At 73.5% G+C, this 23,889-nt stretch carries 21 protein-coding genes and 3 pseudogenes; 10 read left to right on the forward strand and 14 right to left on the reverse strand.

What is annotated here, in order from left to right:
* Positions 1-16 precede the first annotated feature (16 nt).
* Positions 17-855 (reverse strand): IS5 family transposase gene (locus tag ABEB13_RS07440; RefSeq protein WP_345704809.1). Its coding sequence is split into 2 segments (ribosomal slippage): positions 17-477 and positions 477-855, totalling 840 coding nucleotides; the frame shifts between segments, so codons are not numbered across the junction.
* 112 nt (positions 856-967) lie between these two features.
* On the opposite strand from ABEB13_RS07440, the gene ABEB13_RS07445 reads away from it, so the two are divergent.
* Positions 968-1,690, forward strand: coding sequence for a GNAT family N-acetyltransferase (locus ABEB13_RS07445; protein WP_345704810.1), 723 nt, complete (start codon positions 968-970; stop codon positions 1,688-1,690).
* A gap of 189 nt (positions 1,691-1,879) precedes the next feature.
* On the forward strand, positions 1,880-2,872 hold the full coding sequence (gene galE, locus ABEB13_RS07450; protein WP_345704811.1) for a UDP-glucose 4-epimerase GalE: 993 nt from the start codon (positions 1,880-1,882) through the stop codon (positions 2,870-2,872).
* Between the two features lie 460 nt (positions 2,873-3,332).
* On the opposite strand, the gene ABEB13_RS07455 is transcribed toward galE, so the two are convergent.
* Complete coding sequence (locus ABEB13_RS07455) at positions 3,333-3,755, reverse strand: winged helix-turn-helix transcriptional regulator (protein WP_345704812.1); 423 nt, start codon at positions 3,753-3,755, stop codon at positions 3,333-3,335.
* 86 nt (positions 3,756-3,841) lie between these two features.
* On the opposite strand from ABEB13_RS07455, the gene ABEB13_RS07460 reads away from it, so the two are divergent.
* Together ABEB13_RS07460 and ABEB13_RS07465 are read left to right on the forward strand one after the other, a co-directional pair.
* Positions 3,842-4,660, forward strand: a complete 819-nt coding sequence (locus tag ABEB13_RS07460; RefSeq protein ID WP_345704813.1) for a Rossmann-fold NAD(P)-binding domain-containing protein — start codon at positions 3,842-3,844, stop codon at positions 4,658-4,660.
* A gap of 39 nt (positions 4,661-4,699) precedes the next feature.
* A complete protein-coding gene (locus ABEB13_RS07465) occupies positions 4,700-4,858 on the forward strand; it encodes a hypothetical protein (protein WP_345704814.1) in 159 nt (52 codons plus the stop codon).
* A gap of 329 nt (positions 4,859-5,187) precedes the next feature.
* On the opposite strand, the gene ABEB13_RS07470 is transcribed toward ABEB13_RS07465, so the two are convergent.
* The 6 genes from ABEB13_RS07470 to ABEB13_RS07495 all read right to left on the reverse strand — a co-directional run bounded on the left by ABEB13_RS07470 (position 5,188) and on the right by ABEB13_RS07495 (position 11,315).
* Positions 5,188-5,835, reverse strand: a complete 648-nt coding sequence (locus ABEB13_RS07470; RefSeq protein ID WP_345709582.1) for an alpha/beta fold hydrolase — start codon at positions 5,833-5,835, stop codon at positions 5,188-5,190.
* 267 nt (positions 5,836-6,102) lie between these two features.
* A complete protein-coding gene (locus ABEB13_RS07475; RefSeq protein ID WP_345704815.1) occupies positions 6,103-6,765 on the reverse strand; it encodes a fasciclin domain-containing protein in 663 nt (220 codons plus the stop codon).
* Between the two features lie 320 nt (positions 6,766-7,085).
* Positions 7,086-8,009, reverse strand: a complete 924-nt coding sequence (locus tag ABEB13_RS07480; protein ID WP_345709583.1) for an NADP-dependent oxidoreductase — start codon at positions 8,007-8,009, stop codon at positions 7,086-7,088.
* Positions 8,010-8,174: 165 nt separating this feature from the next.
* Positions 8,175-8,462 (reverse strand): DUF4873 domain-containing protein, encoded by a 288-nt coding sequence (locus ABEB13_RS07485; RefSeq protein WP_345704816.1) that lies wholly within the window; start codon positions 8,460-8,462, stop codon positions 8,175-8,177.
* Positions 8,463-8,577: 115 nt separating this feature from the next.
* The gene (locus tag ABEB13_RS07490; RefSeq protein WP_345704817.1) at positions 8,578-10,026 is read right to left on the reverse strand and encodes a basic amino acid/polyamine antiporter; all 1,449 of its coding nucleotides are present in this window, start codon (positions 10,024-10,026) and stop codon (positions 8,578-8,580) included.
* 29 nt (positions 10,027-10,055) lie between these two features.
* Positions 10,056-11,315: an arginine deiminase gene (locus ABEB13_RS07495; RefSeq protein WP_345704818.1), complete on the reverse strand. Its 1,260-nt coding sequence runs from the start codon at positions 11,313-11,315 to the stop codon at positions 10,056-10,058.
* Positions 11,316-11,658: 343 nt separating this feature from the next.
* Here ABEB13_RS07495 and ABEB13_RS07500 point away from each other — a divergent pair, with 343 nt between their 5' ends.
* From ABEB13_RS07500 to ABEB13_RS07525, 6 genes and pseudogenes are all read left to right on the forward strand, one after another.
* Positions 11,659-13,449, forward strand: a complete 1,791-nt coding sequence (locus ABEB13_RS07500; protein ID WP_345704819.1) for an RNA ligase family protein — start codon at positions 11,659-11,661, stop codon at positions 13,447-13,449.
* Positions 13,449-16,345: pseudogene (locus ABEB13_RS07505) on the forward strand (poly(A) polymerase). Before ABEB13_RS07500 ends, ABEB13_RS07505 begins: the two are co-directional and overlap by 1 nt.
* A gap of 98 nt (positions 16,346-16,443) precedes the next feature.
* Entirely contained in the window at positions 16,444-16,749 is a 306-nt protein-coding gene (locus ABEB13_RS07510) for a GNAT family N-acetyltransferase (protein ID WP_345704820.1), read from the forward strand.
* 20 nt (positions 16,750-16,769) lie between these two features.
* A complete protein-coding gene (locus tag ABEB13_RS07515) occupies positions 16,770-17,312 on the forward strand; it encodes an OsmC family protein (protein WP_345704821.1) in 543 nt (180 codons plus the stop codon).
* A pseudogene (locus ABEB13_RS07520) lies at positions 17,305-18,262 on the forward strand (pirin family protein). Before ABEB13_RS07515 ends, ABEB13_RS07520 begins: the two are co-directional and overlap by 8 nt.
* A 70-nt stretch (positions 18,263-18,332) precedes the next feature.
* Positions 18,333-18,572 carry a hypothetical protein gene (locus ABEB13_RS07525; protein WP_345704822.1) on the forward strand — a complete coding sequence of 80 codons (240 nt, stop codon included), beginning with the start codon at positions 18,333-18,335 and terminating at the stop codon, positions 18,570-18,572.
* A 289-nt stretch (positions 18,573-18,861) separates the two neighbouring features.
* Here the strand turns inward: ABEB13_RS07525 and ABEB13_RS07530 are convergent.
* The 6 genes and pseudogenes from ABEB13_RS07530 to ABEB13_RS07555 all read right to left on the reverse strand — a co-directional run bounded on the left by ABEB13_RS07530 (position 18,862) and on the right by ABEB13_RS07555 (position 23,481).
* A pseudogene (locus ABEB13_RS07530) lies at positions 18,862-19,553 on the reverse strand (response regulator).
* Positions 19,554-19,557: 4 nt separating this feature from the next.
* A complete protein-coding gene (locus ABEB13_RS07535; protein WP_380233173.1) occupies positions 19,558-20,772 on the reverse strand; it encodes a sensor histidine kinase in 1,215 nt (404 codons plus the stop codon).
* A gap of 28 nt (positions 20,773-20,800) precedes the next feature.
* The gene (locus ABEB13_RS07540) at positions 20,801-21,340 is read right to left on the reverse strand and encodes a CPBP family intramembrane glutamic endopeptidase (protein WP_345704824.1); all 540 of its coding nucleotides are present in this window, start codon (positions 21,338-21,340) and stop codon (positions 20,801-20,803) included.
* A gap of 38 nt (positions 21,341-21,378) precedes the next feature.
* On the reverse strand, positions 21,379-21,687 hold the full coding sequence (locus ABEB13_RS07545) for a hypothetical protein (protein WP_345704825.1): 309 nt from the start codon (positions 21,685-21,687) through the stop codon (positions 21,379-21,381).
* Between the two features lie 935 nt (positions 21,688-22,622).
* Entirely contained in the window at positions 22,623-23,021 is a 399-nt protein-coding gene (locus ABEB13_RS07550; RefSeq protein ID WP_345704826.1) for a DUF2267 domain-containing protein, read from the reverse strand.
* Positions 23,022-23,076: 55 nt separating this feature from the next.
* The gene (locus tag ABEB13_RS07555) at positions 23,077-23,481 is read right to left on the reverse strand and encodes a DUF2267 domain-containing protein (protein ID WP_345704827.1); all 405 of its coding nucleotides are present in this window, start codon (positions 23,479-23,481) and stop codon (positions 23,077-23,079) included.
* Between the last annotated feature and the right edge of the window lie 408 nt (positions 23,482-23,889).

Consider the following 23,889-nt stretch of genomic DNA (forward strand, 5'->3'; position numbering starts at 1 on the left):
GTTGTCCTTAGAGGAGCTAACACAAAGCGCGGACGCGTCGGTAGGTGATCACGCAGCAGGCCAGCTTGAGGAATGCCTCGTGGATGTCGTCGCGTATGTCCCATCGGATGCGGAGGCGACGGAAGCCGTGGATCCAGGCGTTCGTGCTCTCGACCACCCAGCGGACAGTGCCCAGGCCGGAGCCGTGTGGGACTCCGCGGCGGGCGATGACCGGCTTGATGCCGCGCTTCCACAGCAGTCGGCGGTACTTGTCGAAGTCGTAACCGCGGTCGGCGAACAGCTCCCTGGGTCGGTGGCGCGGGCGACCGGTGGCTCCGCGAATGCGCGGGATCGCGTCCAGCAGGGGAAGCAACTGGGTGACGTCGTGGCGATTGCCGCCGGTCAGAGTGATGGCGAGCGGGGTGCCGTGAGCGTCGGTGATGACGTGGTGCTTGGAGCCCGGCCGGGCGCGGTCGACCGGGCTCGGGCCCGTTTTGGGCCGCCCCGACGCGCCTGATGGTGGGAGCCGTCGATCACCGCCCGGGACCAGTCCAGCTTCCCCGCGCGGTGCAGCTCGGTCAGCAGCACCTGGTGCAGCCGGTCCCAGACACCGGCCTCGTGCCAGTCCCGCAGCCGGCGCCAGCACGTCATCCCGGAGCCGAAGCCCAGCTCCTGTGGCAGCCACTCCCACTGGATCCCGGTGTGCAGCACGAACAGGATCCCCTGCAGACAGCCGCGATCATCGAGAGGTAACCGACCCGGATTGCGAGACCGCCGCTGCCGAACCGGCAGCAGCGGCTCGATCCGCGCCCAGAGATCGTCCGACACCACCCACGGCGGACCCTTCAGATTCCCCACGGATGGACCAACGAGCATACGGACGATGAGACATGGCCGAACGACGGCTTTGTGTTAGCTCCTCTTAGTGAGGATCTCGCCGGTTAAATTTCGCAGGTCGGCAGGGCGTCCGGGCTGGCAGGATCGGGGCATGTCGATAGATCCTCTGCTGGTCGGAGCCCTTGGGCTGTGGGAGTGCCTGGCCTCGGCGCCGGTTTCGTTCCCGACGGCAGGGGGCGTGCGCGTGGTCGTCTCGCCGGGATCGGGGATGTGCCCTGCCGGGTGGGTCGGCGTGGTGGCTCTGGGTGGATCGGCGATCGTGACCGCGCCCAGCGAGGATGCGGCTGCGATCGTTCGCGATGCGTTCGCGACGCTGCCCGTGGAGGCCGTCGTCGATGCCGAGGCGATCCGCGGCATACTGCCGGTGGCCCGAATTCTCGGTCCTGCGGCGATGGCTTACGTGGCCCCGGACGGATTCCGTCCCGTGGCGCCCGGTGCACTGACGGTGGAACAACTGCCGGGCGGACATCCGGACCTGAGGCAGTTGGAGCAGCTGGCGGGCGACGGTGACGCCGGGGAAGCCGGTCTGGATGAGATCACCTCACCCGCGTTCGTGGTCCGCGAGGCCGGCCAGGTGGTCGCCGCCGCCGGCTACCGGGCCTGGCCGAGTCGGACCGCCCACATCAGTGTGCTCACCGCGCCCGGGTGGCGGGGCCGGGGGCTGGCCCGGGTGACGGGTTCGGCAACGACCACGCACGCCCTCGCGGCCGGGCTACGGCCGCAATGGCGGGCACGGGTTCCTGGGTCCCGGCGGGTCGCCATCGCCCTGGGATTCAGAGAACTGGGCGCGCAACTGAGCATCGAGCTCGCATAGCCGGGAGCCCGGGCCCCGAGCGGCAACGCCGGACTCCACCCCAGGCCCGTCGAGTGCCGGTGCCCTCGGCCGACACCGGTCCCAGTGGTGCCAGGGGCGCCTGCCGCGCCATGCCGTCGCTCCGGCCGGGCTAGGCTCACGGCACGAACCGCCTGGTCAGCAGGGGAATGGAAAGGGTCGAAGTCGAACATGAAGGTACTGATCTCGGGCGGCGCCGGGTACATCGGCAGCACCGTCGCCTCCGCCTGCCTGGACGTGGGCATCACGCCGGTGATCCTGGACAGTCTGGTGACTGGACGTCGGGAGTTCACCGAGGGTCGCGCCTTCTACGAGGGCGACATCGCGGACGGCGCTCTGGTGGACCGGGTCTTCGCCGAGCATCCGGAGATCGAGGCGGTCGTGCACTGCGCGGCACTGATCGTCGTGCCCGACTCGGTCGGTGACCCGCTCGGCTACTACCGGGCGAACGTGGCCAAGAGCCTGGACTTCGTCGGCCACCTGATCCGCAACGGCTGCCAGAAGATGATCTTCAGCTCTTCCGGCTCGATCTACCTGCCGGGCGAGGACTTCAGCGTGGACGAGGAGTCGGGGATCGCCCCGCAGAGCCCGTACGCGCGCACCAAGGCGGTCTGCGAGGCCATGTTCACCGACATCGCCGCCACCCAGCCCATCCGAATCCTCTCCCTGCGCTACTTCAACCCGATCGGCGCCGACCCCGAACTCCGCACGGGCCTCCAGCTGCGCCGGCCCAGCCACGCGCTCGGCAAGCTGATCGAGGCACACGACGACGGCCTGCCGTTCCGGATCACCGGCACCGACTGGCCCACCCGCGACGGCTCGGGCATCCGCGACTACGTACACGTCTGGGACCTGGCCGCCGCACACATAGCTGTGCTCCAGCGGTTCGATGCCGCCCTGGACGGCAAACGCTCCTCGGTGATCAACCTCGGCACCGGCACGGGCACCACCGTCACCGAGCTGGTCACGGCCTTCAACACCGTGGTCACCCCACCGGTCGTGACGGTCGAGACAGACCCGCGCCCCGGCGCCGTCGCCGGCGCCTTCACCCGCAGCGACCGGGCCAAGCGGCTGCTCGCCTGGGAACCGCGATTCAGCATCGCCGACGGCATCCGCGACTCCCTGAACTGGGCCGAGATCCGCGACCGGCGACTCCCCCAGTAAATCCGCCCGGGTCGGGTCCCGGCCGATCGGCCGGGAAGCCGGGCCTCGGCCCGGAGGTGCCTGCGGGGCGGCTGCCAGGACGTCGAAGAGGAGCACGTCTTCGTGAACGTTGTAGAGCCGGGTCCAGCGGTCGCTCGGTCTGCCGCCGGGATCTCGCTGCGGGGGCACCAGGAGGAGGCGCTGGAGGCGATCGTGCGGGGCCTGACGTCCCGTCCGGGACAGCCGGCCTCGCCGGGCGGGCTGCGAGCCGGAAACCACCACCTGCCGGGGCCCTTCACGTTCGCCCGTCTGCTTGGCGGCCGCCGTATCGCCGGCCTGAGCTGTGTGGTTGATGGCGAATCCGGATTTTGTTCGAGGTTACTCTCCTCGCTTCTCGGATCGTTCTCACTTCAGCTGAGTTGGGAGGGTGGGGAGCGATAGGCCCACGAACTGCCAGTGCCGCGGCATCCGACGGTGCCGGTCACCGGATGTCGTGGTCGGGGTGGATCCGGTCATATTGGTGCCGTGCCTTGGCGATGACGGTGCGGTGAGCGAGGGACCAGTCGGCGAGCGCCTTGACCAGGTGGGTCAGGTCGGCCCCGGTGTCGGTGAGGCGGTAGTCAACCTGGGCCGGAACCGTCGGGTACACGGTGCGGAGGATGAGCCCGTCGCGTTCCAGCCTGCGCACAGTGAGGGTGAGCATCCGCTGGGAGATGCCGTCGATCGCGCGTTGCAGTTCCCGGAAGCGGCGCGGGCCGCTGGCCAGTTCGACGATCACGAGGACCGACCACTTGTCCCCGATACGGTCCAGCACGTCGCGGATCCCACAGTCCGGGTGGTCTTCGCGCCCGCAGGGGTCGAGGTCGGCGGGTGGGGTGGTTACCTGCGTGTGCGTGGGTGACATCGAACTGCCTCCTTGTGGCTGCTTGGTGGGCGGATGAGGATCAAGCGTAGTTACTGAAGAGAACCACATCGGGAGACGTGACAGACATGATCTTGGTGACCGGAGCGAACGGGAACCTCGGCCAAGCCACTCTGGCGGCGCTGCGTGCCAGGGGTGTGATCGCGACAGGCGGAAGCCGCACCCCGAGCGCGGGGATGCTGCGTCTGGATTTCGACGAGCCGCCCGGCATCGACCTCGCTGGTGTGTCGACCCTGGTGCTGATCTCCGCCGGCTACGCCGAGGATGACCGGGTCATCGAGCGGCACGCGGCCGTCTTGGACGCCGCGGCCCGGGACAAGGTGGGGCATGTCGTCTACACGAGCCTGACCGGTGCCGGCGACCATCTCGGTTTCGCGCTGGCGCACCGTGCGACCGAACGACTCCTGCGGGCTGGCGATGTGCCGTGGACGATCCTGCGGAACGGTCTTTACGCCGAACTCTTCGGTGGTCTGCTGATGTGGGCACAGGACGGTGTGGAGTCCGCGTTCGGCGACGGCGCCCTGGCCGCGGTCGCCCGCGAGGATCTCGCCGAGGCCGCAGCGGTCATCGCGGCGGATCCGGCCCGACACAGCGGACGCACCTACGATCTGGTCGGCACGCCGATCACGGCAGCGGACGTGGCCGACCGTTTCGCGGTACCGCACCGGACCATCGGCCTGGGCGAGTACCGGCGCCGGCTCCACGAGATGCCGGGACTGCTGCCTTTCCAGCCGCCCATGCTTGCCTCGATCGCGACCTGCATCCGGCACGGCTTCCTGGACGGTACCGGCCCCGACCTCGCCGACATCCTGGGCCGCCCCCTTCGTGATCCCCTGGCAGTGGCGGTCGCCACCGCGGCCGCCACGGCACCGGAGGCGGTCCGGTAGTGGCTGTCGCACACCGTCGGAGCGTCATCGCACTCGCGCGTGGAGATCCCGCCGGGAGTCGCGACGGACCGCCTCGACGTGCAGCGGGCCCGGCCGACGAAGGCGATGAGCGGCCGATTCCGCAAGGCCGGCCCCGGCCTGTACGAGATCGTCACCGAGCGGCCGCGCCCCGACACCCGGTATCCGGACCTTCCGTAGCCCTTTCCGTGACCGCCTCTGCCGGTTCGCACCGGCATCGTGCAGGGCCGGCAGGTACTGGCTGCACAACTCCCGGCGGACGGCGCGCGCATGGCGCCGCTCCTCGCGTCCCCACCGGCTCCGGTCCGCGACCGTCGTCGCCCCGACGCCGACGAGCGCGCCGACCACCGTGCCGACCACCGGTGCCCAGTCCACAGCTGCCGCCTCCCGACCGCGGGCGACGGCCCGCGCGGTGTGCCCTACGGGAGTCTCGGCACGATGCCCGGGATCGAAACGCGGAGCCTCACGTCGCGGTGGAGCGTGAGCGCACCCACCGGCCTGACGTGCCGTCACGGCAGCCGGTGCGGGTCCTGCCGGAATCCGCGGCCCGCCGGGTCGCCGTCGTCACCGGCGGCGGCACCCGCGAGGCACAGCGGCGCTCCGGTCAGGACGGCGGCGGTGGCGTCGACGGCGAGGCGGTGCCAGGCGCGGGCGCCGCGCAGCATGGTGTGACCCCCGTACGGCATTGCGACCGTGCCGACGCGGGCCCCTGCGGCGGCGGCCCGGCGAGCGAACTCCCAGGTCAGGGCGGCGGAGGTGACGGTGTCCCGCTCGTCGTGCAGCAGGACGAGGCTGCGGCCGGAGAGGTGGGCGACCGGCTCGCCCGGCGGGCACCAGGGGGCCAGGGCGACGACCCCCGCCACCGCCGGATGGGCGGCGGCGGCGAGTGCGGCGCGACCGCCCATGGAGTGACCGACGAGCACGACCGGAGCGTCCGGCACGAGCCCGGCCAGGGTGTCGAGTGCCCGGCGGGCGTCCTCGACCGGGTGGGCGGCCCGCCCGTTCCATCCCCGGAAGCGGTAGCGCACCGATCCGATCAGTACGACGTCCCCCGGCAGTTGGCGTCGCACCGCCCGTCCGAACGGCCTCATCCGGCGGTCCGGGAGGTTGAGCCGGGACGGCGCGGTGAGGCCGTCGGCCCGCCCGCCGTGCAGCAGGAGGACGGCGGCCCGGGGGTGCCGGGGCTCGTGGTCGAGGCGGAAGGCCTGGAGCGGGGCCCGCGCCCTGGGGGAGTTCCGGAAGTACCGGGAGTTCCGGAAGTACCGGCGGTGCCGGGCCGGTGGCGGGTCTCCACGGGCGTCCTTTCGTCGACGGCGAGGGCGACGTCGACGGCGCAGTCGCGTGGCGCCGCCGTACGACGGGCGGGGCGCAGCCCCGGCCGAGGAGCACCAGGGGCCGGGGCTGCGGTCGAGGGGCCGGCCAGGTCAGGAGGCCGGCATCAGGACGGTGTCGACGATGTACACCGTGGCGTTGGAGGTCTGCACGTTGCCGCAGAGCACCTTCGCGTTGCCGTTGGCGGTGAAGTCCGCGCCGGAGCCCATGACCTTCACCTCGCCGCCCTCCAGGGTCGTGTGGCTGCCGGACAGCGCGGTCGGGGCGAGCCGGTTGGGGGCGACGTGGTAGGTGAGGACCTTGGTGAGCTTGGCCTTGTCGGCGAGCAGGGCGTCGAGATCCTTCTTCGGGATCTTGGCGAAGGCGTCGTTGGTGGGCGCGAACACGGTGATGTTCTGCGCGGAGTTGAGGGTGTCGACCAGGCCGGCCTGCTGCACGGCGGCGACCAGGGTGGACAGCAGCGGGTTGTGGGAGGCCGCCGTCGCCACCGGGTCCTGGGCCATTCCGCTGAACGAGCCCGCGCCGTCCTTCGGCACCGCCGCACAGGCCGCACCGAACGGCTGGTCGGCCGCCATCGTGGCGTCCGAGCCGGCGGTGGGCATGGCCGAGGTCGGCGCGGCGGCGGTGGCGCTGCCGGCCGGAGCGGCGTTGCTGCTGGATCCGCCGCCGCTGCTGCAGGCACTCAGACCGAGGGTGAGGGCGCCGGCGGCGACGAGGACGACGAAGGACTTGCTGCGGGACAGGGTGGCGGACATCGAATGCTCCTCGGCAAAAGGACAGGGTGAACCACCCGGCAGCCCGGGCGGCTGCGGGTCGGGGGCGGTGCGGTCAACAGGGGTGAGGTCGGAGGCGGACGGTCGGGCCGATCACCCGACGGGCCCTCAGAACACCGATGGCCGGATCGGTCGGCTCGGGCGTGCGGCCCCGTGGGGCCCTGCCGCGTCGGGTATCTGTTCCTGTGTCACATCAGCCGTTCGGCGCAGGGCCGGGGCCGGATGGGTGCCGGGCAGAAGTTTTCTCGATCGAGTGACAGCGATGGCTGTGACCTGCGGAAACGTCGGGCATTTGACCGGGCTCACTCCGAGACGCGGATCACGATCTTGCCGTGGGTGTGACCGGCCCGGCTCAGCTCGAACGCGTCGGCGACCTGCTCCAGCGGGAAGACCGCCGCGACCGGGACGGTCAGCCGCCCCTCGTCCACCAGGGCCGCCAGGGCGCGCAGGCCGGCCCCGTCCGGGCGGGCCCACATCCACCGTCCGCCCGCGCCGACCACCCGGTCGTCGGCGATCGACGCGTGCCGGCCGCCCTCCCGCAGCACCGCGAGCGTGGTGTCCAGCACCCCGCCGACGTAGTCGGCCGCCACCGTCACCCCGGCGGGCGCCAGATCGCGGACCCTGCCTTCGAGCCCGTCGCCGTAGGCCACCGGCTCGGCGCCCAGCGCCCGGAGCCGGTCGTGATTGGCGGGCGACGCGGTGCCGATGACGCGCGCTCCGAGTGCCACGGCGATCTGCACGGCGAAGGTCCCCACGCCGCCGGCGGCGCCGTGCACCAGGACGGTGTCCTCGGGCCCCGTCCCCAGCCGAACGAGCGTCTGGTAGGCGGTGAGGCCGGCGAGCGGCAGGCCGGCGGCCTCGTCCCAGCTCAGCCCGGCCGGCTTGGGGGCGGCGTCGCGCGCGGCGACGGTCACCAGTTCGGCGAACGTGCCGCCGTGGACGTAGTCCCGGCGGGCGTAGGAGTACACCTCGTCACCGGGGGCGAACTCGGGCGTGTCGAAACCGACCTGTTCGACGACTCCGGCGACGTCCCACCCGGGCACGACCGGGAAGACCACGTCCATCAGGCCGTCGAGCCCGCCGGCCATCACCTTCCAGTCGACCGGGTTGACGGCGGCGCTGCGCACACGGATCAGGATCTCGCCCGGCCCGACCTTCGGGCGGGGGCGGGTGGTCGGCGCGAGGACCTCGTTGCCGCCGTACGTGTCGTAGGCGACGGCCCGCATGGTCGGGGTGTCGGACGGTGCGGTCACGGTGGCCTCCTCCGATGTGCCCGGCGCACGCCTGCTCCCGGGCCCTCCCCGTCCATCCCAACACGGCTCCCGACCCGCCCGCCACAGCACGGCGGACGCGGCGGGCACGACAGGCGCAGCGGGCGCAGCGAGCAGGGTTCAGGGCCAGCCGGCCGGGGAGGCCTCGGGGTCGTTGCCTCTCACCCAGATGGTCGACGAGCCCAGGACCGTCCGCATCACGGCGAAGCCGCCCTCCCAGCCGCCCGGCAGGCGGAGGCGGCCGCGGCGGACGGCCCCGACCGCGGCCCGCGGGTCGTCGGGTTCCACGGTGCCCGTCCAGCTCGCCAGCCCGTAGTCGGGCACGTCGCCGGACAGCTCCACCCGCACGGCGATCTCCTGCCCCTCGGCGAGGAGTGTCGCCGGGCCGCGGTACTCGGGTGACGTCATGCCTCCGACCCTGCGCCAGTGCGCCGTGCTCTGCACCCCGGAACCGTCGCGGCCGCGGGGGCCTGACGCTCGGCGGTCAAATTCAATAGTCGGATTCGGCAGTCGGATTCGGCCGTCAGATGTGGATGCCGCCGGAGGCGAGGGCGGCCACGCCGGCGGCGGCTCCGGCCACCGACAGCGCGAGGATGACCTTCTCACGGCCGGAGAAGAGCCTCCGGTGCTGCTCGCGGCGGGCCATCACGAACAGGACGGTCGCCGGCGCGTAGACGACGAAGGAGAGCAGCAGGAACTTCAGACCGGCCGCGTAGAGCAGGAAGGCCGTGTAGGCGGTGGCGAGCAGGCTGACGACCAGGTCGGCGGAGATCGCGCGGGCGGGCGCGTCGGAGGGCTCGGGCCGGAGCATGATCTTGGCGGCGTAGGCCGCGGCCAGAAGGTACGGGACGAGGCTGAGCGCGCTGGTCATGTCGAGCACGAAGTTGAACGCGTCGTCGGAGAACAGCGTGATCACCAGGACGACCTGGGACAGCACCGTGGTCATCAGCAGGGCCGGGACGGGGACGTCGGCCCGGTTGGACCGGGCGAGGAACCGGGGCATGTCCCGGTCCTTCGCCGCGACCAGCAGGACTTCGGCCGCCATCAGGGTCCAGGCCAGGTAGGCGCCGAGCACCGAGATGATCAGGCCGACGCTGACGAACACCTCGCCCCACGTCCCGACGGCGGCCTCCAGGACGCCCGCCATGGACGGCTGGCGCAGCTCGGCGATCTGCGCCTGGGGCAGGATGCCGTAGGACACGATGGTGACCGAGGCGAAGACGGCGAAGACGCTGAGGAAGCCCAGGACGGTGGCGCGGCCGACGTCCTCGCGGCGGCGGGCGTGCCGGGAGTAGACGCTGGCGCCCTCGACGCCGAGGAAGACGAAGACCGTCACCAGCATGGTCCCGCGGGCCTGCTCGAACAGGCTGCCGTAGCCGGGGCCCCCGGTGACGTTGTCGGCGAACACCTGGGGGTCGAGGTAGGCCAGCGCCAGGACGATGAAGACCAGGATCGGCACGAGCTTGGCGACCGTGACGACGCGGTTGATGGCGGTCGCGGACCGGACGCCGCGGCGGATCAGGAAGTAGAACGCCCAGAGGCCGACGCTGGAGAGCGCCACCGCGAGGAGGGTGTTGCCGTCGCCGAGGGCGGGGGCGATCGCGCCGATGGTGGACATGATCAGCACCCAGTAGGTGACGTTCCCCAGACAGGTGCTCGCCCAGTAGCCGAAGGCGGAGAAGAAGCCGAGGTACTCCCCGAAGCCGGCCTTGGCGTAGGCGTAGACGCCCGCGTCCAGGCGGGGACGGCGGACGGCGAGGAGCTGGAAGACCAGGGCGAGCATCAGCATGCCCGTCCCGGCGATCCCCCAGGCGATCAGCGCGCCGGCGATGCCGGTCTCCTCGGCGAAGCGGCGCGGGAGGGAGAACACGCCCGCGCCCACCATGGACCCGACGACCATCGCGGTCAGGGTCGGCAGCGACAGCCGGATCGCCTTCGCGCTGCCGGTGGCCGCCTCGTCCGTCGCCGTCACGTCTCTCCTCCTGCGGTGGTGGCGGCCGGTCAATAGTCGACGGGGTCGCGGGTGAGGGGGCAGGTCATGCAGTGTCCGCCGCCGCGGCCGCGGCCGAGCTCGGCGCCGACGATGGTGATCACCTCGACGCCGGCCTTGCGCAGCAGGGTGTTGGTCTGGGTGTTGCGGTCGTAGGTGAAGACGACGCCGGGTTCGGCGGCGACGGCGTTGTTGCCGCTGTCCCACTGCTGGCGCTCGGAGGCGTAGACGTCGCCCGCCGTGGCGATGATCCGCAGCCCGGGCAGGCCGAGGGCCTCGGCGACGACGTCGGTGAACGCCCGGTCGCCCTCGTCGGTGATCTCCACCCCCGGGGCCCGGTCGGACGGGCGGAGGGAGAAGGTGTGGACGCCGTCCATGATCGGGGGGTGCAGGGTGACGATGTCGCGGTCGGCGAAGGTGAACACCGTGTCGAGGTGCATGGCGGCGCGCAGCCGGGGCATGCCGGCGACGACGACGCGCTCCGCCGCGCCCTGCGCGAACAGGGCGGCGGCGACCTGGGTGATCGCCTGCCGGGAGGTGCGCTCGCTCATGCCCATCAGGACGACGCCGTTGCCGACCGGCATGATGTCGCCGCCCTCGAAGGTGGCCTGGCCCCACTCCCGCTCGGGGTCACCCCACCAGACGGTGGAGGTGCGGTAGTCGGGGTGGAAGGAGTAGACCGCCTTCATCAGCAGGGTCTCGTCGTGGCGGGCCGGCCAGTAGAGCGGGTTGAGGGTGAGTCCGCCGTAGAGCCAGCAGGTGGTGTCGCGGGTGTAGAGGGTGTTCGGCAGCGGCGGCATCAGGTACTCGCGGGTGCCGGTCGCCTCCCTGGCGAGGGCCAGGTGGCCGGTGCGGAAGTCCTCGGGCAGGTCCGTGGTGGCCAGGCCGCCGATCAGGTACTCCGCGAGTTCGCGCGGGGCCAGCGTCTCCAGGTACGCCCGGGTGCCGTCGATCAGGCCGAGGCCGACCTCGTTGGCGGTGATCTTCCGGTCGAGCAGCCAGCCGCGGGCCTCGGGGAGGGCGACGGTCTGCGCGAGGAGGTCGTGCAGTTCGACCACCTCGACGCCGCGGGTGCGGAGCTTGTTGACGAAGTCGGCGTGGTCGCGCTGGGCGTTCTCCACCCACATCACGTCGTCGAACAGCAGGTCGTCGGAGTTGGTCGGGGTGAGCCGGCGATGGGCCAGGCCCGGCGCGCACACCAGGACCTTGCGCAGCCGGCCGACCTCGGAGTGCACGCCGTGATCCGACGGCGCAGCGGTGGTATCGGTCATGACCGTCCTGTGTCGTCGGCGGGGCCTGCTGCCACCCGCTCCGGGCCTCAGCACGGCCGGGGCCGGGGCCGGGGCCGGCAGCGCCCCCATCTTCCACCGGGATGTCAGGAAAAGTGCGGAACGCGCGAGATGTCGCTTCCGGTCGGGCCGGACGGTGGTGGGCCACCGGGCGGCAGCCGGCAGGTCGGACGCGTGCCCGGACGCTCCCCCGGCCGGACGAGGATCGCGTCCCGTCGGGCGCCACCGACCGGGCCGTGGCCGGGCGGGCGCGTAAATGGATCGATCGGTCCGCCCCGGCCTCCTACAGTGGCGGGGTCCCCGCCCCCGCCGACCGGAGCCGATCATGCGCGTGCCCTACCCGCGGACCCCGCACCTGCCGTGGTCGCCCGGGGCGAGCGCCGACGACGTCCGGGCCGACGGGGTGTCAGGCCTGCGCGGGTGCGAGGTGGTCGTCACCGAGAAGCTCGACGGCGAGAACACCACCCTCTACCGCGACGGCCTGCACGCGCGCTCCCTGGACTCCGGCCACCACCCGTCCCGGACGTGGGTGAAGGCCCTCCAGGGGCGGATCGGCAACGGGATCCCGGCCGGCTGGCGGATCTGCGGGGAGAACATGTTCGCCCGCCACTCGCTCGCCTACCGCGACCTCGACTCCTGGTTCTACGGCTTCTCCGTCTGGGACGAACGGGACACCTGCCTCGGCTGGGACGAGACCGAGCGCTTCCTGCGGCGCCTCGGCGTTCCGGTGCCGCCCGTGCTGTGGCGCGGAGTCCTGGACGAACGGGCGCTGCGGGCCCTCACCGTCGACACCGAGCGGCAGGAGGGCTACGTCGTCCGGCCCGCCGGCGCCTTCCGCCGCGCGGAGTTCGCCGGGCGCGTCGCCAAGTGGGTCCGCCCCCGGCACGTCACCACCGGCACGCACTGGATGCACACGGCCGTGGTGGAGAACGGGCTCGGACCGGCCGCCGCGCTGTGGACCGTCCGATCCGGCGGGACGGCCGACCTCCCCGCCCTGCTCGCCATCGCGGGGTACCCGCGCGGCGCCGGCGACACACCGGAGACTTCGGCCCCCGCGACCGCAGCGGCCGTCGCGGCCGTCGCCGACGTGTCGGCCCGACTCGACACGCTGGGACGGACCGGCGACGCACGGCTCGCCGGAGTCCTCGCCGCCGCCCTGCACGCCACCCGGCGCGAAACGCTCGCCCCGCGGCTCGCCGCCCCGCTCGGGACACCGGTGGCCCGCCGGGTCGCGGACCTCGTCGGCCTCCACCCCCGGCTGCACCTGCCCTACCCGGACGACGACCGGCGCACCGGGCTCGTCCGGCTGTCCGCCGCGGCCGATCTCGGCGTGCTGCACGCCGTGGCGGCGGCCGTCCTCACCGGCCGGACCGGCGCCGATGCCGACGAGGCCCGCGGCCAGGTCGACTGGTCCGCCCTGCACGCCGAGGACGCCGGCCTGCTCACCACCGGCACCGGCACCGCGCACCCGCTCGCCCGGCTCCGCAGCGGCCTGCGCGAGGCACTCGCCGACCTGCCGCCGGCCGCCGCCGAGCGCTGCTGGGCGGAGGCCCGTGAGGCGTACGCCCTCGGCCGGATCAGCGGGACCGAGGAGGCGGTGGCGGCCACCTGGCGCTGGCGCTCCGGCGCGTTCCCGCAGCTGGTGCAGCTGACCGGCCCGGCCGGCAGCGGCAAGAGCCGGCTCGCCGCCCGGCTGCCCGGCATGCACACCCGGATCGGTCTCGACGAGCTGCGCGCGGCCCGCGGCGACCGCGCCGACCAGCGCGCCAACGGCGACGTCCTGCGCGAAGGGCTCGACCGCCTCGACCGGGCCCTGACCGCCGGCGCGGTCGTCGTCTGGGACGCGACCTCGCTCAACCGCCACCAGCGCTCCCTGGTGCTGGCCGTGGCGCGCCGCCGGGACGCCCTGGTCACCCAGACCGTGCCGCTCGTCGACCCGGACGAGCTGCTGCGGCGCAACGCCCTACGGCCGCACCCGGTGCCCGCCGCCGTCCTCACGGACCAGCTGCGCCGCTTCGCGCCGCCCTACCCGGGCGAGTCGCACCGCACCTGGTACGTCGGGGCGTCCGGCACCGTCGACGACACCGCAGGCACACTCGACGCGGAGGACCCGTGATGCGCACCAGCGAGGAGATCTACCACCGGGTGCGGTGGGACGCCCGGTTCGACCCGGCACGGTTCGTCCTGGGCGTGCAGCAGCGCGGCGCCCAGCCCAAGCGCGTCCCACTGGACGCCTTCACGCCCGGCGGCGAGATCCCCTGGCACCGGGTGCTGTTCGTGGAGGCCGACGGGGAGACCGTGTGGGACCGTGCCGCGGGCATCGACCGCCTCGACTCCTGCACCGCGGGCGCGCCACCGAGCAGCGGCGCCTGCCCGCGCCGTTCTTCACCGCGCGGACGCCGCACGTCTGGCAGAGCGGCGGCTGGCAGCCCGTCGCCGACGCGACGACCCGCCCGGTGCCCACCGGCGGCCTGCGCGTGCTCACCTGGAACACCCTCTGGGACCGCTACGACCACGACCGGATCGACACCGCCCGGCGCCGCCCGCTGCTGCTCGAAGCCCTCGCGGCCGCCGACGCCGACATCATCGCCCTCCAGGAGGTCGAGGCAGGGCTGCTCGCCCTGCTGCTGGACGCCCCCTGGGTCCGGCACGGCTACGCCCTCAGCACCGACCCGCACGGCCGGGACGTCGACGACTTCGGGCTGCTGCTGCTCAGCCGGCTGCCCGTACTGGAGGCCGGACTGCACCGCCTCGCCCCGCACAAGGCCGTCGCCGCCGTCACCGTCCGCTCCGCCGACGGCCCGCTGACCGTCTGCGCCACCCACCTCAGCAGCGACCACTCGGACGACGGCCCGGCCCTGCGGCGCGCCGAACTCGCCCGCGTCGCCGAAGGGCTGGCGGGCCTCGACGGCGAGGCCCTGCTCGTCGGCGACCTCAACGACGGCCGGGACGGCCCCGACGGGCCCGCCGCCGTCCTCGGCCTCGCCGACACGTGGTCCCAGGTGCACGGCCCCGCGGACCGCACCCCGACCTTCGACCCCTCCGCCAACCCGCTGGCCGCGGTCTCCTCGCTCAGCGGCCGCGCCTCCCGGCTCGACCGGGTCCTGCTGCGCCCCGGCGGCACGCTCCGGGCCCGCCGGGCGGTGCTGCGCGGCGACCGTCCGACGGCGGACGGCCTGTACGTGTCCGACCATTACGGTGTGGAGGTCGACCTGACGGCGGACGGCGCCGAAGCCGGCGGGGCGTTCGACGTCGCGCCGACGGCGCGCACCGCGGTGGCCTGGATCCCGCCCGCGGCGCTGTGGCCCCCGATCCAGGAGATCCGGCAGGCCCACGACCCGCAGATCCACCGCTGGCCGCCGCACGTCAACGTGCTCTTCGGCTTCGTCCCCGAGGCGGACTTCGAGCGCGCCGCCCCGCTGCTCGCGGCGGCCGCCGCCGAGGCCGGGCCGTTCACCGCCCGCCTGGACGGGGTGCGGACGTTCCGGCACCGGCAGGACGCCACCGTCTGGCTGGACCCGGCGGCCGCCGGGGCACGCCCCTGGGCCGATCTGCACCGGGCGCTGCTCGACCGCTTCCCGCGCTGCCGGGGCCGCGCCGAGGGCTTCACCCCGCACCTCAGCCTCGGCCGCACCCACCACCCGCAGCAGGCTGCCGCCGACCTCGCCGCCCGGCTCACCGGCCTGACGGCGGAGATCGGCGAGCTCACGCTGCTCTCCCGCCGCGGCGACGAGCCGATGCGGTCACGGGCGGTGGTCTCGCTGGGCACGGGCGCCGTCCGCCTGCTGCCAGAGGCCGCCGCCGCCCCGATGCCCGCCGCCGAAGCCGCCCGCCTGGACGACCTGGCGGCCGACACCGCCCGCCGGATCGCGGCCGCGCTGCCCGAGGCCGCCGTGCACGTCGCCGGCTCCCGCCGGACGGGCTGCGCCCTGCCCGGCGCCGATCTGGACCTGGTGGCCGCGGTGCCCGGCGATCCGGCGCCCGCCGAGCTGAGCACCCGGGTGGCCGCGGCACTGCCCGGCGCCCGCCGGATCCGTCAGGTGACCGGCGCCCGGGTGCCGGGCCTGCGATTCACCGTCGGCGGCCCGGACGGTCCTGATCTCCAGGGCAGCGATCTCCAGGGCGGCGCGCTGGCGGTCGACCTCGTCCTCGTGCCGACCGGCCCGCTCGACCCGGCCGAGGCCGTGGCCCGCCGCGCGGAGCTCGGCGAGGCCGCCGCCGTCGCCCTGAGCGCGGTCTCCGACGCCGACGCCGTCGTCGCCGACGTGGGCGGGGCCCCGGAGGCCTTCCGCCGCCTCGCCCGGGACGTCAAGGCGTGGGCGGCGGCCCGCGGCCTGGACAGCGCACCGTTCGGCGGCCTGCCCGGCCTGGCCTGGACGGCGCTCGCGGCCCGGACCACGGCCGAGGCCCCGCAGCTCGACCCGGACGGACTGCTGCGGCACTTCTTCGGCAGCTGGGCCGCCTGGGACTGGCGGGCCCCGGTCGGCCCGCGCGCGGCCGTCCCCGTCCCGGCGGGCGCCGTCGTGATCACCACCCCGACCGCCCCCGTCCGCTCCTGCACCGCCCAGGTGACGGCCGACGGACGCGACCTGCTGGCCCAGGAGCTCTACCGCGCCTGGGAGATCACCGAGGCGGCCGCGGAGAGCGGCACGGACCCGAGGCCCGAACTGCTGGAACCTCCGGCGCTGCACCGCCGGCACGCCGCCTGGGCCGTGGTCACCGTCGCGCCGCCCCGGGCCGGGGACAGGGACGAGACCCTCGGCGCCGTCCGGGGCCGGATGCGGGCGCTGCTCGCCGCGCTGCAGGAGGCCGGCGCCACCGGCGTGCAGGCCTGGCCCCGCCCGTACGACACGTCCGGCACCGGACCGGTGGTCGCACGCTTCGCCGTCGGCCTCGGCCCGGAGCCGATCGACGCCGACCGTCTGGCGGGCGTCACCGAACGGTGGGTGCGCGGCCTGCCCGGCGTCGAGGTGACATGGACGGACGGCGGCGGGGTGCCGACCCTGCGCTGACGGCCTGCGGGCTTGATCCACAAGTAATTGAAGACTAAACTAAAACACAGGCGCCGGACCGGGGCACCGACCGGCCACGACGAGAACCAGGGGAGACCATGAGCACGCACGTGACGGACAACCAGGAGAGCTCGCGCTTCGAGATCTTCCAGGACGACGAGCTCGCCGGCTTCGCCGAGTACCAGCGCCGCGACGACGCGATCGACTTCGTCCACACCGAGATCGACCCCCGCTTCGGCGGCCTCGGGCTCGGCGGGCAGCTCGCCCGCGCCGCCCTCGACACCGTCCGGGCGGCGGGCCTGGCCGCCCTGCCGCACTGCCCCTTCATCCGCGGCTGGATCGCCAAGCACCCCGACTACGCCGACCTCGTCCCCGCCGACCAGCACGCCCGCTTCGGCCTGTGACCGGCCGGGAGGACCGCACCATGGACACCACCGTCACGGACACCAGTACCACGGACGCCGGCGCCACGGACACCACCGTCACCGTCTCCTCGCCGGCCGGTGAAAACGCCGCCGGTGCGCCGCAGTTCGTCCGCTCGGCGGCTGCCGTCGCCACCAGCACCGGCGACGACTACCGCGTCGACATCCGCTCCGGCCACCACCTGCTGGCCGCGGACGAACCGGAGTCCGCCGGCGGAGCCGACACCGCCACCACCCCCGTCGGCCTGCTGCTCTCCGCCGTCGGTTCCTGCACCGCCATCACCCTGCGGATGTACGCACAGCGCAAGCAGTGGCCGCTCGACATCGTCCGCGTCCACCTCGGCTACGAGAAGGGCCCCGACGCCACCGCCCGCATCACCCGGCGCATCGACCTGATCGGCGACCTGGACGACGCCCAGCGCGCCCGGCTCCTCGACATCGCCGAACGCACCCCCGTCACCCGCGCCGTCCGCGGCGGCACGCCGATCGTCCCGGCCGAACCCCACGGCCCGCAGCCCGTCCGGGAGCGCAACCACCATGAGTGACCTCGACCGCCACCCCTCCGCCGAACGCTGCGGCGGCGAGGCCGCCCACGGGCCCGTCCGCGACCTCCTGCCCGCGCGCGAGACGGCACTCGGCGGCTCCACCGTCGTCCGGCGGCTGCTGCCGTCCATGGGCCGCCGGATGGTCGGAGCCTGGTGCTTCGTCGACCACTACGGGCCCGACGACATCGCCGGAGAGCCCGGCATGCAGGTGCCACCGCACCCCCACATGGGGCTGCAGACCGTCAGCTGGCTGCACCAGGGCGAGGTGCTGCACCGCGACAGCCTCGGCAGCCTGCAGACCGTGCGCCCGTACGAGCTCGGCCTGATGACCTCCGGCCGCGCCATCTCGCACTCCGAGGAATCGCCGCGGGAGCACGCCCGGTTCCTGCACGGCGCCCAGCTCTGGGTCGCCCTCCCGGACGCCCACCGGCACCGGGAGCCCGCCTTCGAGCACCACGCCGAACTCCCCGGGTCACCGCCGCCGGCCTCGACGCCCACCTCATCCTCGGCACCCTCGACGGCGCCACCTCACCCGGCACCGTCCACACCCCGATCGTCGGCGCCGACCTCGCCCTCACCGAGGGCAGCCGCCACCGCCTGCCCCTGGAGCCGGAGTTCGAGTACGCCGTCCTCACCATGTCGGGTCTCACCGAGGTCGACGGCGTCCGCCTGGAGCCCGGCTCGATGCTCTACCTCGGCTGCGGACGACGCGAACTCCCCTGCACGCCCACACCGACGCCTCCCTGCTCCTCCTCGGCGGCGAGCCCTTCGAGGAGAAGCTCGTGATGTGGTGGAACTTCATCGGCCGATCCGGCGAGGAGATCACCCAGGCCAGGACCGACTGGGAACAGAGCTCCCGGTTCGGCGAGGTGCACGGCTACGACGGCGCCCGGCTGCACGCACCGGAACTGCCTCCGCTCCCCCTCAAGCCGCGCGGACGGGTGCGCTGACCTGCGGGTAAGCCCGTACCGAGGTCCGCGTGAAGGGTCGCAGGAACGACCGGCAAGGAAGCGCCGGACGATGGTCGCGCCGACGACGCGGATCCTCGCGCCGCTCGGCAGCGCCCGCACCTGGCTGGAGACGCACAACGCCGCCGTGACCTCCCTCGTCCTCGCCGTGATCGGCGCCCTCCTGCTCGCCGACGGCGCCAGCACACCCTGCCCCGCCCGGCGAGCGATGTCCCTCATGTCCTTCGAGGACCGGCTCAGCATTCGACAGCCCCTCGCGGCGTGCACGAGGCCGCTGACTCGCCCGCCTTGAGCACGGCTCCGCCTCACGCGGTGGGGTGCGTCATCGGCCGGGAGCGCCAGAGCTGCCGGCCTGCCGCGCCTGCCCGTCAGTCGTCGCGGGTGCGTTCGGCGGCGAGGCGGTGCAGGGAGCGGGCGCGGCGTAGGTGGCGGGTGATTTCACCGCCGATGCTGACGCCGACGGGTCAGGCGCACGGCCCCGTTCGGCCAGCTGCGACCGGAGGCCGAGTTGCACGGACGGATACACGGGTGCGGACGGCGGCGCCTCGGCCGGGGCCGGGGCGGCCACCCGGACGGGCTGGTCATGACAGGTCGGGAACCAGTCCGACCCGGTGGGCGAGGACGACCGCTTGGACGCGATCACGCAAGCCGAGTTTCGCCAGGATTCGCGACACGTAGGTCTTGACGGTCTCGGGCGTGATGAACATCGCCGCGGCGATCTCGGCGTTCGATAGCCCTTCGGCGATCAACTGGAGCACCTCCAGCTCGCGGGGGTCAGCACGCGTACGACGTCCTGCCTGGCAGCCCGGGAGGTGTCGGCCGGTCGCAGGTGCTGGGCGAAGTGGCCGATGAGGTGGCGAGTAACGGCCGGTGCCAGCAGGGCTTCGCCCCGGGCGACGGTCCGGATGCCATTGACCAGCTCCGCCGGAGGCGCGTCCTTGAGGAGGAATCCGCTCGCTCCGGCACGCAACGCGTCGTAGACGTAGGCGTCGACGTTGAACGTGGTGACGACCAAGACCCTCAGCGTGCCTTCGGCATCGGGGCCTGCCAGTTGCCGCGTCGCTTGGATGCCGTCGAGCAGGGGCATCCTGACGTCCATCACGACCACGTCGGGGCCCAGTCTGCGCGCGGCCTGAACCGCCTCGTGGCCGTTCTCGGCCTCTCCGACGACCTCCATGTCGGGCTGTGCGGAGAAAATGGTGACGTAGCCGGTCCGCACCAGCGTCTGGTCGTCGCAGACGAGTACGCGGATCGGTGACGGTGCATCACTCACGGGGTCACTCCTGAAGGGTCTTGGCAGGAATCGTGGCGCGGACCTCGAAGCCGCCCTCGGGCCGGGGACCTGCCTCCAGTTCACCATCGAGCATCCGCACCCGGACACGCAGCCCGGCCAGCCCCCGTCCGCCGGCGACCGGTTCCCGCGTGACCGGTACACCGACGGGTCCGTCCGTGGCCACCTCGATCCCGAGCTGCTCGTCGCCGTACCGCAGCAGGACGCGGGTCGGTTTCCCGGGCGCGTGCTTCAGGGCGTTGGTGAGCGTCTCCTGCACCACCCGGTACGCGGCCAGCTCCACGTCCACGCCCTGCGGCCGCCGCTCGCCCTGCTCACTGAACTCGACCGGCTGACCCGACTTGCGGGCCCGCTCCACCAGGTCCCCCACCCGTCCCAGGGTGGGTGCCCGGTCCGCGCGCGCCGGGTCCGCGGGCGCCGACTCTCCTGTGGCCTCCAGGACACCGAGCAGGTAGCGCAGTTCGGTCAGCGCCCGGCGGCCGGTGTCGCTGACGGCCGTCAGCCCTTCCCTGGCGCGTTCCGGTGCGGACGTGAGCAGGAACTGCGCCGCGTCGGCCTGGACCACCATGGCCGTCACGTGGTGGGTGACCACGTCGTGCAGCTCGCGGGCGATCCGCGCCCTCTCGGCGGCGGTGGCCGCCTCAGCAGTCAGCCGCCGCCGCTCCGCCTCTCCCGCGCGCCGCGTGCGCACCGTACTCCCCAGCATCCGGACTGCGACCAGGACCAGGAAGAACGCGAGATAGTCCGGTCCGGACTGCGGTGAACCGAGGCGGTCCAGGGCGACGGCCAGCACGACGTAGCCCGCACCCGCCACGGCGGCCAGGCCGTGGCGGAAGCGGACCTGATGGGCCCCGGCGGAGTACAGGGCCAGATACAACCCCACGCTCGCGAACGTCGTCGCGTAGCCCAGCGCCTGATGCACCGCGAACGCGCCCGCAATGACGGCCAGACAGGCCGCGGGCCACCTGCGGCGAACTGCCAACGGCAGGGCTTGGGCCAGAACCAGCCCCAAGCCCACCACGTTCGCCGGCCGCTCGGGCAGATCGCCGATCTGCGCGCCGATGCCGGACAACGTCGGCACGAAGGCCCCCAGGGCGATCACCAGGGCGAGGACGCTGTCCCTGAGGAGGACGTCCCGCTCCCGCCACCGATCGAGCAACCCCGGGAGCAGCGGAATGCTCCACGGTGACTGACTGGACATCACTTCCGTTTCCTCCCGTGGATCCGTCTCAGCAGCCCGCACGCCGCCGGCTCTTCAGCCCGCCGTTGCGGTGGGCGAGGACGAGCATCCGGATGGCGAGAGCCAGGGCGGTGAGGACGGGCACCACCGACGCCTCCAGGCCGAAACCGCCACCGGTCAGGAGGGCTGAACCGTGCATGCCGACGGTGAACAGGCCCTCGGGGGCGTGTCCGGAGACCGGGATGCCGAGCAGTTGCTCTGCGGTGTTCCAGGCGAAGTGCAGACCCGCGACGAACCAGATGCTACGCCGCCACAAGAACGCCGCACCGAGCAGGGCACCCGCCTCCAGGGCGATCGCCAGTCCGCTCCACGCGTTCGCTCCCGGGGCGCCCAAGTGGGCGGCGCCGAAGAACAGCGAGGTGATCGCGAGGGCGGCCCGGCTGCCCCACAACTGCTCCAGGGCCTGCAGGGCAAGGGCACGGAACAGCAGTTCCTCGGTGACCGCAGCGCCGATCTGCACCATGACCGCGGTCCGGACGACCGGCAGGACATCGCTGCCCGCCCAGGAGAACGAGTAGCCTCCGCACACCGTGATCAGGAGAGTGGAGACGAGGACGAAGACCAGGCCTATTCCGCCGCCGAGCAGCGCCGCCCGGCCGGCCCCCGCCGGGCGGTCTCCGGCGTGGAGCGTCCTGCCGCACGGTGCATGACCAACCGGTACACGGCCACCGCGGCGGCCGCGCCCAGCACCGGCACCGGGCCGGGCCCGGTCGCTGTCAGGCCAGAAACCAGGCCGACACCCACTGTCCCCGTCAGCATCCAGCCGATCGGAGAGCGGACGATCCGGCCGAACCGGCCGAACCGGCCGCCGCGCCCGTCACCGTCCTCGCCCACATCGGAGCCGGTGTCGTGCGGTGTGGCGGACGTCGTACCCATGGTGGCCTCCCCTGTCGTGGTCGTACCTGCGCCGACCTGACGACCACGCTAGGAATTCGTCGGCGTCCGCGAATCACCCGTGCAGGGACGGCTCCGGTAGCTCGCACGGGGGATGCGCAACCCGCCGCGGCGACATCGAGGCGGGAATTGGCGTCCGGCGACGGGCCGCCGTCCGGTGGTCCGCAACGGCCGCCACCGGACCCGGGCCGTGGCCGTTCGCAAGTCGTGACAGGGTCAGGTGGGACAGGGGCAACTGGCCACTCCAGGTCAGCGCGACGAAGCCCGGCTCGGTGAGGCCGGCGTCGCAGCCCCGGAACGTACCGACGAAGTCCGGGGCGCAACTTGGGCAACGGTCCACCCAGGACGCGACGGGTTTCGGTCCAGTCGCCAGGCATGCCGCAGGCGCGAGGATGGAGATCAGCAATGCTCCCGGAGTTCCGTCATCACCAGCCCCCGAGCCACCTGCATGTCCGGCACCCCGTCAGCACCGCAGGGTCTGCGGGCGGCGGACCTGCTGCGGGCGGCGGACCGTCAGGCGGCGGCCCGGGGCGCCTGGTCGCGCAGTGCCCAGGCGCGTGTGCGGGCCGCGTCGGCGGCCCGGACCCCTTGCGCGGCCGGGGTCGTACCCGCCAGGCGCAGCTGCAGACGGTGTATACGCGCGTCGAGGGCGATCGAGATCCGGCGGCGGGAGCCGTCGCGGACCGCGGTGATGGTTGTGGTGCTCGTGTCCAGGCCCGCGGCGAGGTAGGTCGCGGGCCGGCCCTGCATCGCCAGTTCGGCTGGGATCGCGGCCGCCGGCTCTGCGCCAGTCAGGCCCCGGTCGGGGGTCGGCAGCTCGTTCTGCCTGGGCAGTGGGATGCCGAGAGCGGCGTCGGCGGTGCTGCGGGCGATCCGGGCCGGACGTCGCTCGGGTGGGCGCAGCAGGCGGCGGATGCTCAGGCGGCGACCGTCAGATCGGCACGGCCGAACAGGAGCGCGTAGCCGCGGGGCAGGTGGGCGAGGAGGCGGTCAGTGAGAGGGGCGCCGGCGAGGTCGGTGAGGGCGGCCAGGACGGAGGAGGTGTCCCAGCGGGCCGCGGGGAGGCTGGTGCCCAGGTTGCGGGCGACGGCCTCGACGAAGGCGGGGGCGGGGACCGGCTCGGGGAGGGGGATCTGGGTGGCGAACACGGTGCGGGCCCGTTCGGGCAGCATGACGGCGAGGTCGCAGCGCTCGTCGCCGGTGAGCTGGGATCCGAGGACGGCCAGGACCGCGTCGAGGACGCGTTCGGCCTCATCGTCGGTGGTGTAGCGGCCGAGGGTGCGGACCTGCTGAAGAAGACGGCGGTGCCGGGTCATGACGGTGGCCTTCCAGGAGTGGGGCCGGCCGCGCAGTGCGCGGCGGCACGGGACGTCAGGGCCGGTGGCCGGGAGCGGGGCGGCCGAAGAGGAGGTCGTATCCGGGGGGCAGCTGGAACAGGACGCGGTCCAGGAGGTCGTCGCCGGCGGCGTCCGCGGCGGTGCTCAGCACGGCGCCGGTGTCCCACAGGGCCGTCTGCTCGGTGGCGCCTTCGATCCAGGCCGCGGCAGCCCGCACGAACCGTTCCGGGCTGAGCGGTTCGGCGGCCTGCAGGGGATTGAGCAGGACCAGGGCGAGGGTCTCGGGCAGACGCGCGGCGAGGGCAGAGCGGACGTTGCCGACCAAGTGGGCACCGAGCAGGGCCAGCACCACGCGTGCGGCCCGCTCGGCCTCCTCGGGTGTGTCGTACTCGCCGCGTTCTTGAACCTCCTTCAGGAATGCCTCCCATCGAAGAGTCATGGCGTGTCTCCCTCCCGTCTTTCGAAGGTGTGGTCACCCGCCGGACGGGGCGTTCGGGGCCGGCGCGGCGAGGCGCCGTTGAAGAGGCGGGTGAGCTTGAGGAGCGGCTACGCGGCGGCCGACCCGGTGAAGGGCCGGGTGAGCGCCGCGCCGGTCGGCCGGGTTGCGCGCGGACGAGGGCGCCCACGCCCGGGCAGTCCAGGAACGTCACCTCCGACAGCGCGAGCACCACCTCGGGATGCACGTCGAGCGCGACGGTCAGGCCGGCGCAGCGAGGGGGCGATGGCGCAGTCGACCGCCCGCACCGCGAAGGGTTCGCGTTCTGGCGTGCGTACTTGGTGGGGATGGGCTTCCGGCCGGCCCGCAGCGAGGACGGCCCAGGGAGGACGGTCGGCGGCCGGGGTGTTC

The organism is Kitasatospora paranensis (genome assembly GCF_039544005.1).
GTDB lineage: Bacteria > Actinomycetota > Actinomycetes > Streptomycetales > Streptomycetaceae > Kitasatospora > Kitasatospora paranensis.

Bases quoted from the DNA above. Each gene is read 5' to 3' on its own strand.
- ABEB13_RS07510 (WP_345704820.1), top strand. From the start codon at position 16,444: ATGAGCACGCACGTGACGGACAACCAGGAGAGCTCGCGCTTCGAGATC.
- ABEB13_RS07495 (WP_345704818.1), bottom strand. From the start codon at position 11,315: ATGACCGATACCACCGCTGCGCCGTCGGATCACGGCGTGCACTCCGAG.
- ABEB13_RS07445 (WP_345704810.1), top strand. From the start codon at position 968: ATGTCGATAGATCCTCTGCTGGTCGGAGCCCTTGGGCTGTGGGAGTGC.
- ABEB13_RS07460 (WP_345704813.1), top strand. From the start codon at position 3,842: ATGATCTTGGTGACCGGAGCGAACGGGAACCTCGGCCAAGCCACTCTG.
- ABEB13_RS07535 (WP_380233173.1), bottom strand. From the start codon at position 20,772: ATGTCCAGTCAGTCACCGTGGAGCATTCCGCTGCTCCCGGGGTTGCTC.
- ABEB13_RS07550 (WP_345704826.1), bottom strand. From the start codon at position 23,021: ATGACCCGGCACCGCCGTCTTCTTCAGCAGGTCCGCACCCTCGGCCGC.
- ABEB13_RS07485 (WP_345704816.1), bottom strand. From the start codon at position 8,462: ATGACGTCACCCGAGTACCGCGGCCCGGCGACACTCCTCGCCGAGGGG.
- ABEB13_RS07500 (WP_345704819.1), top strand. From the start codon at position 11,659: ATGCGCGTGCCCTACCCGCGGACCCCGCACCTGCCGTGGTCGCCCGGG.
- ABEB13_RS07525 (WP_345704822.1), top strand. From the start codon at position 18,333: ATGGTCGCGCCGACGACGCGGATCCTCGCGCCGCTCGGCAGCGCCCGC.
- ABEB13_RS07555 (WP_345704827.1), bottom strand. From the start codon at position 23,481: ATGACTCTTCGATGGGAGGCATTCCTGAAGGAGGTTCAAGAACGCGGC.
- ABEB13_RS07545 (WP_345704825.1), bottom strand. From the start codon at position 21,687: ATGGGTACGACGTCCGCCACACCGCACGACACCGGCTCCGATGTGGGC.
- ABEB13_RS07455 (WP_345704812.1), bottom strand. From the start codon at position 3,755: ATGTCACCCACGCACACGCAGGTAACCACCCCACCCGCCGACCTCGAC.
- ABEB13_RS07475 (WP_345704815.1), bottom strand. From the start codon at position 6,765: ATGTCCGCCACCCTGTCCCGCAGCAAGTCCTTCGTCGTCCTCGTCGCC.
- ABEB13_RS07515 (WP_345704821.1), top strand. From the start codon at position 16,770: ATGGACACCACCGTCACGGACACCAGTACCACGGACGCCGGCGCCACG.
- galE (WP_345704811.1), top strand. From the start codon at position 1,880: ATGAAGGTACTGATCTCGGGCGGCGCCGGGTACATCGGCAGCACCGTC.
- ABEB13_RS07480 (WP_345709583.1), bottom strand. From the start codon at position 8,009: ATGCGGGCCGTCGCCTACGACACGTACGGCGGCAACGAGGTCCTCGCG.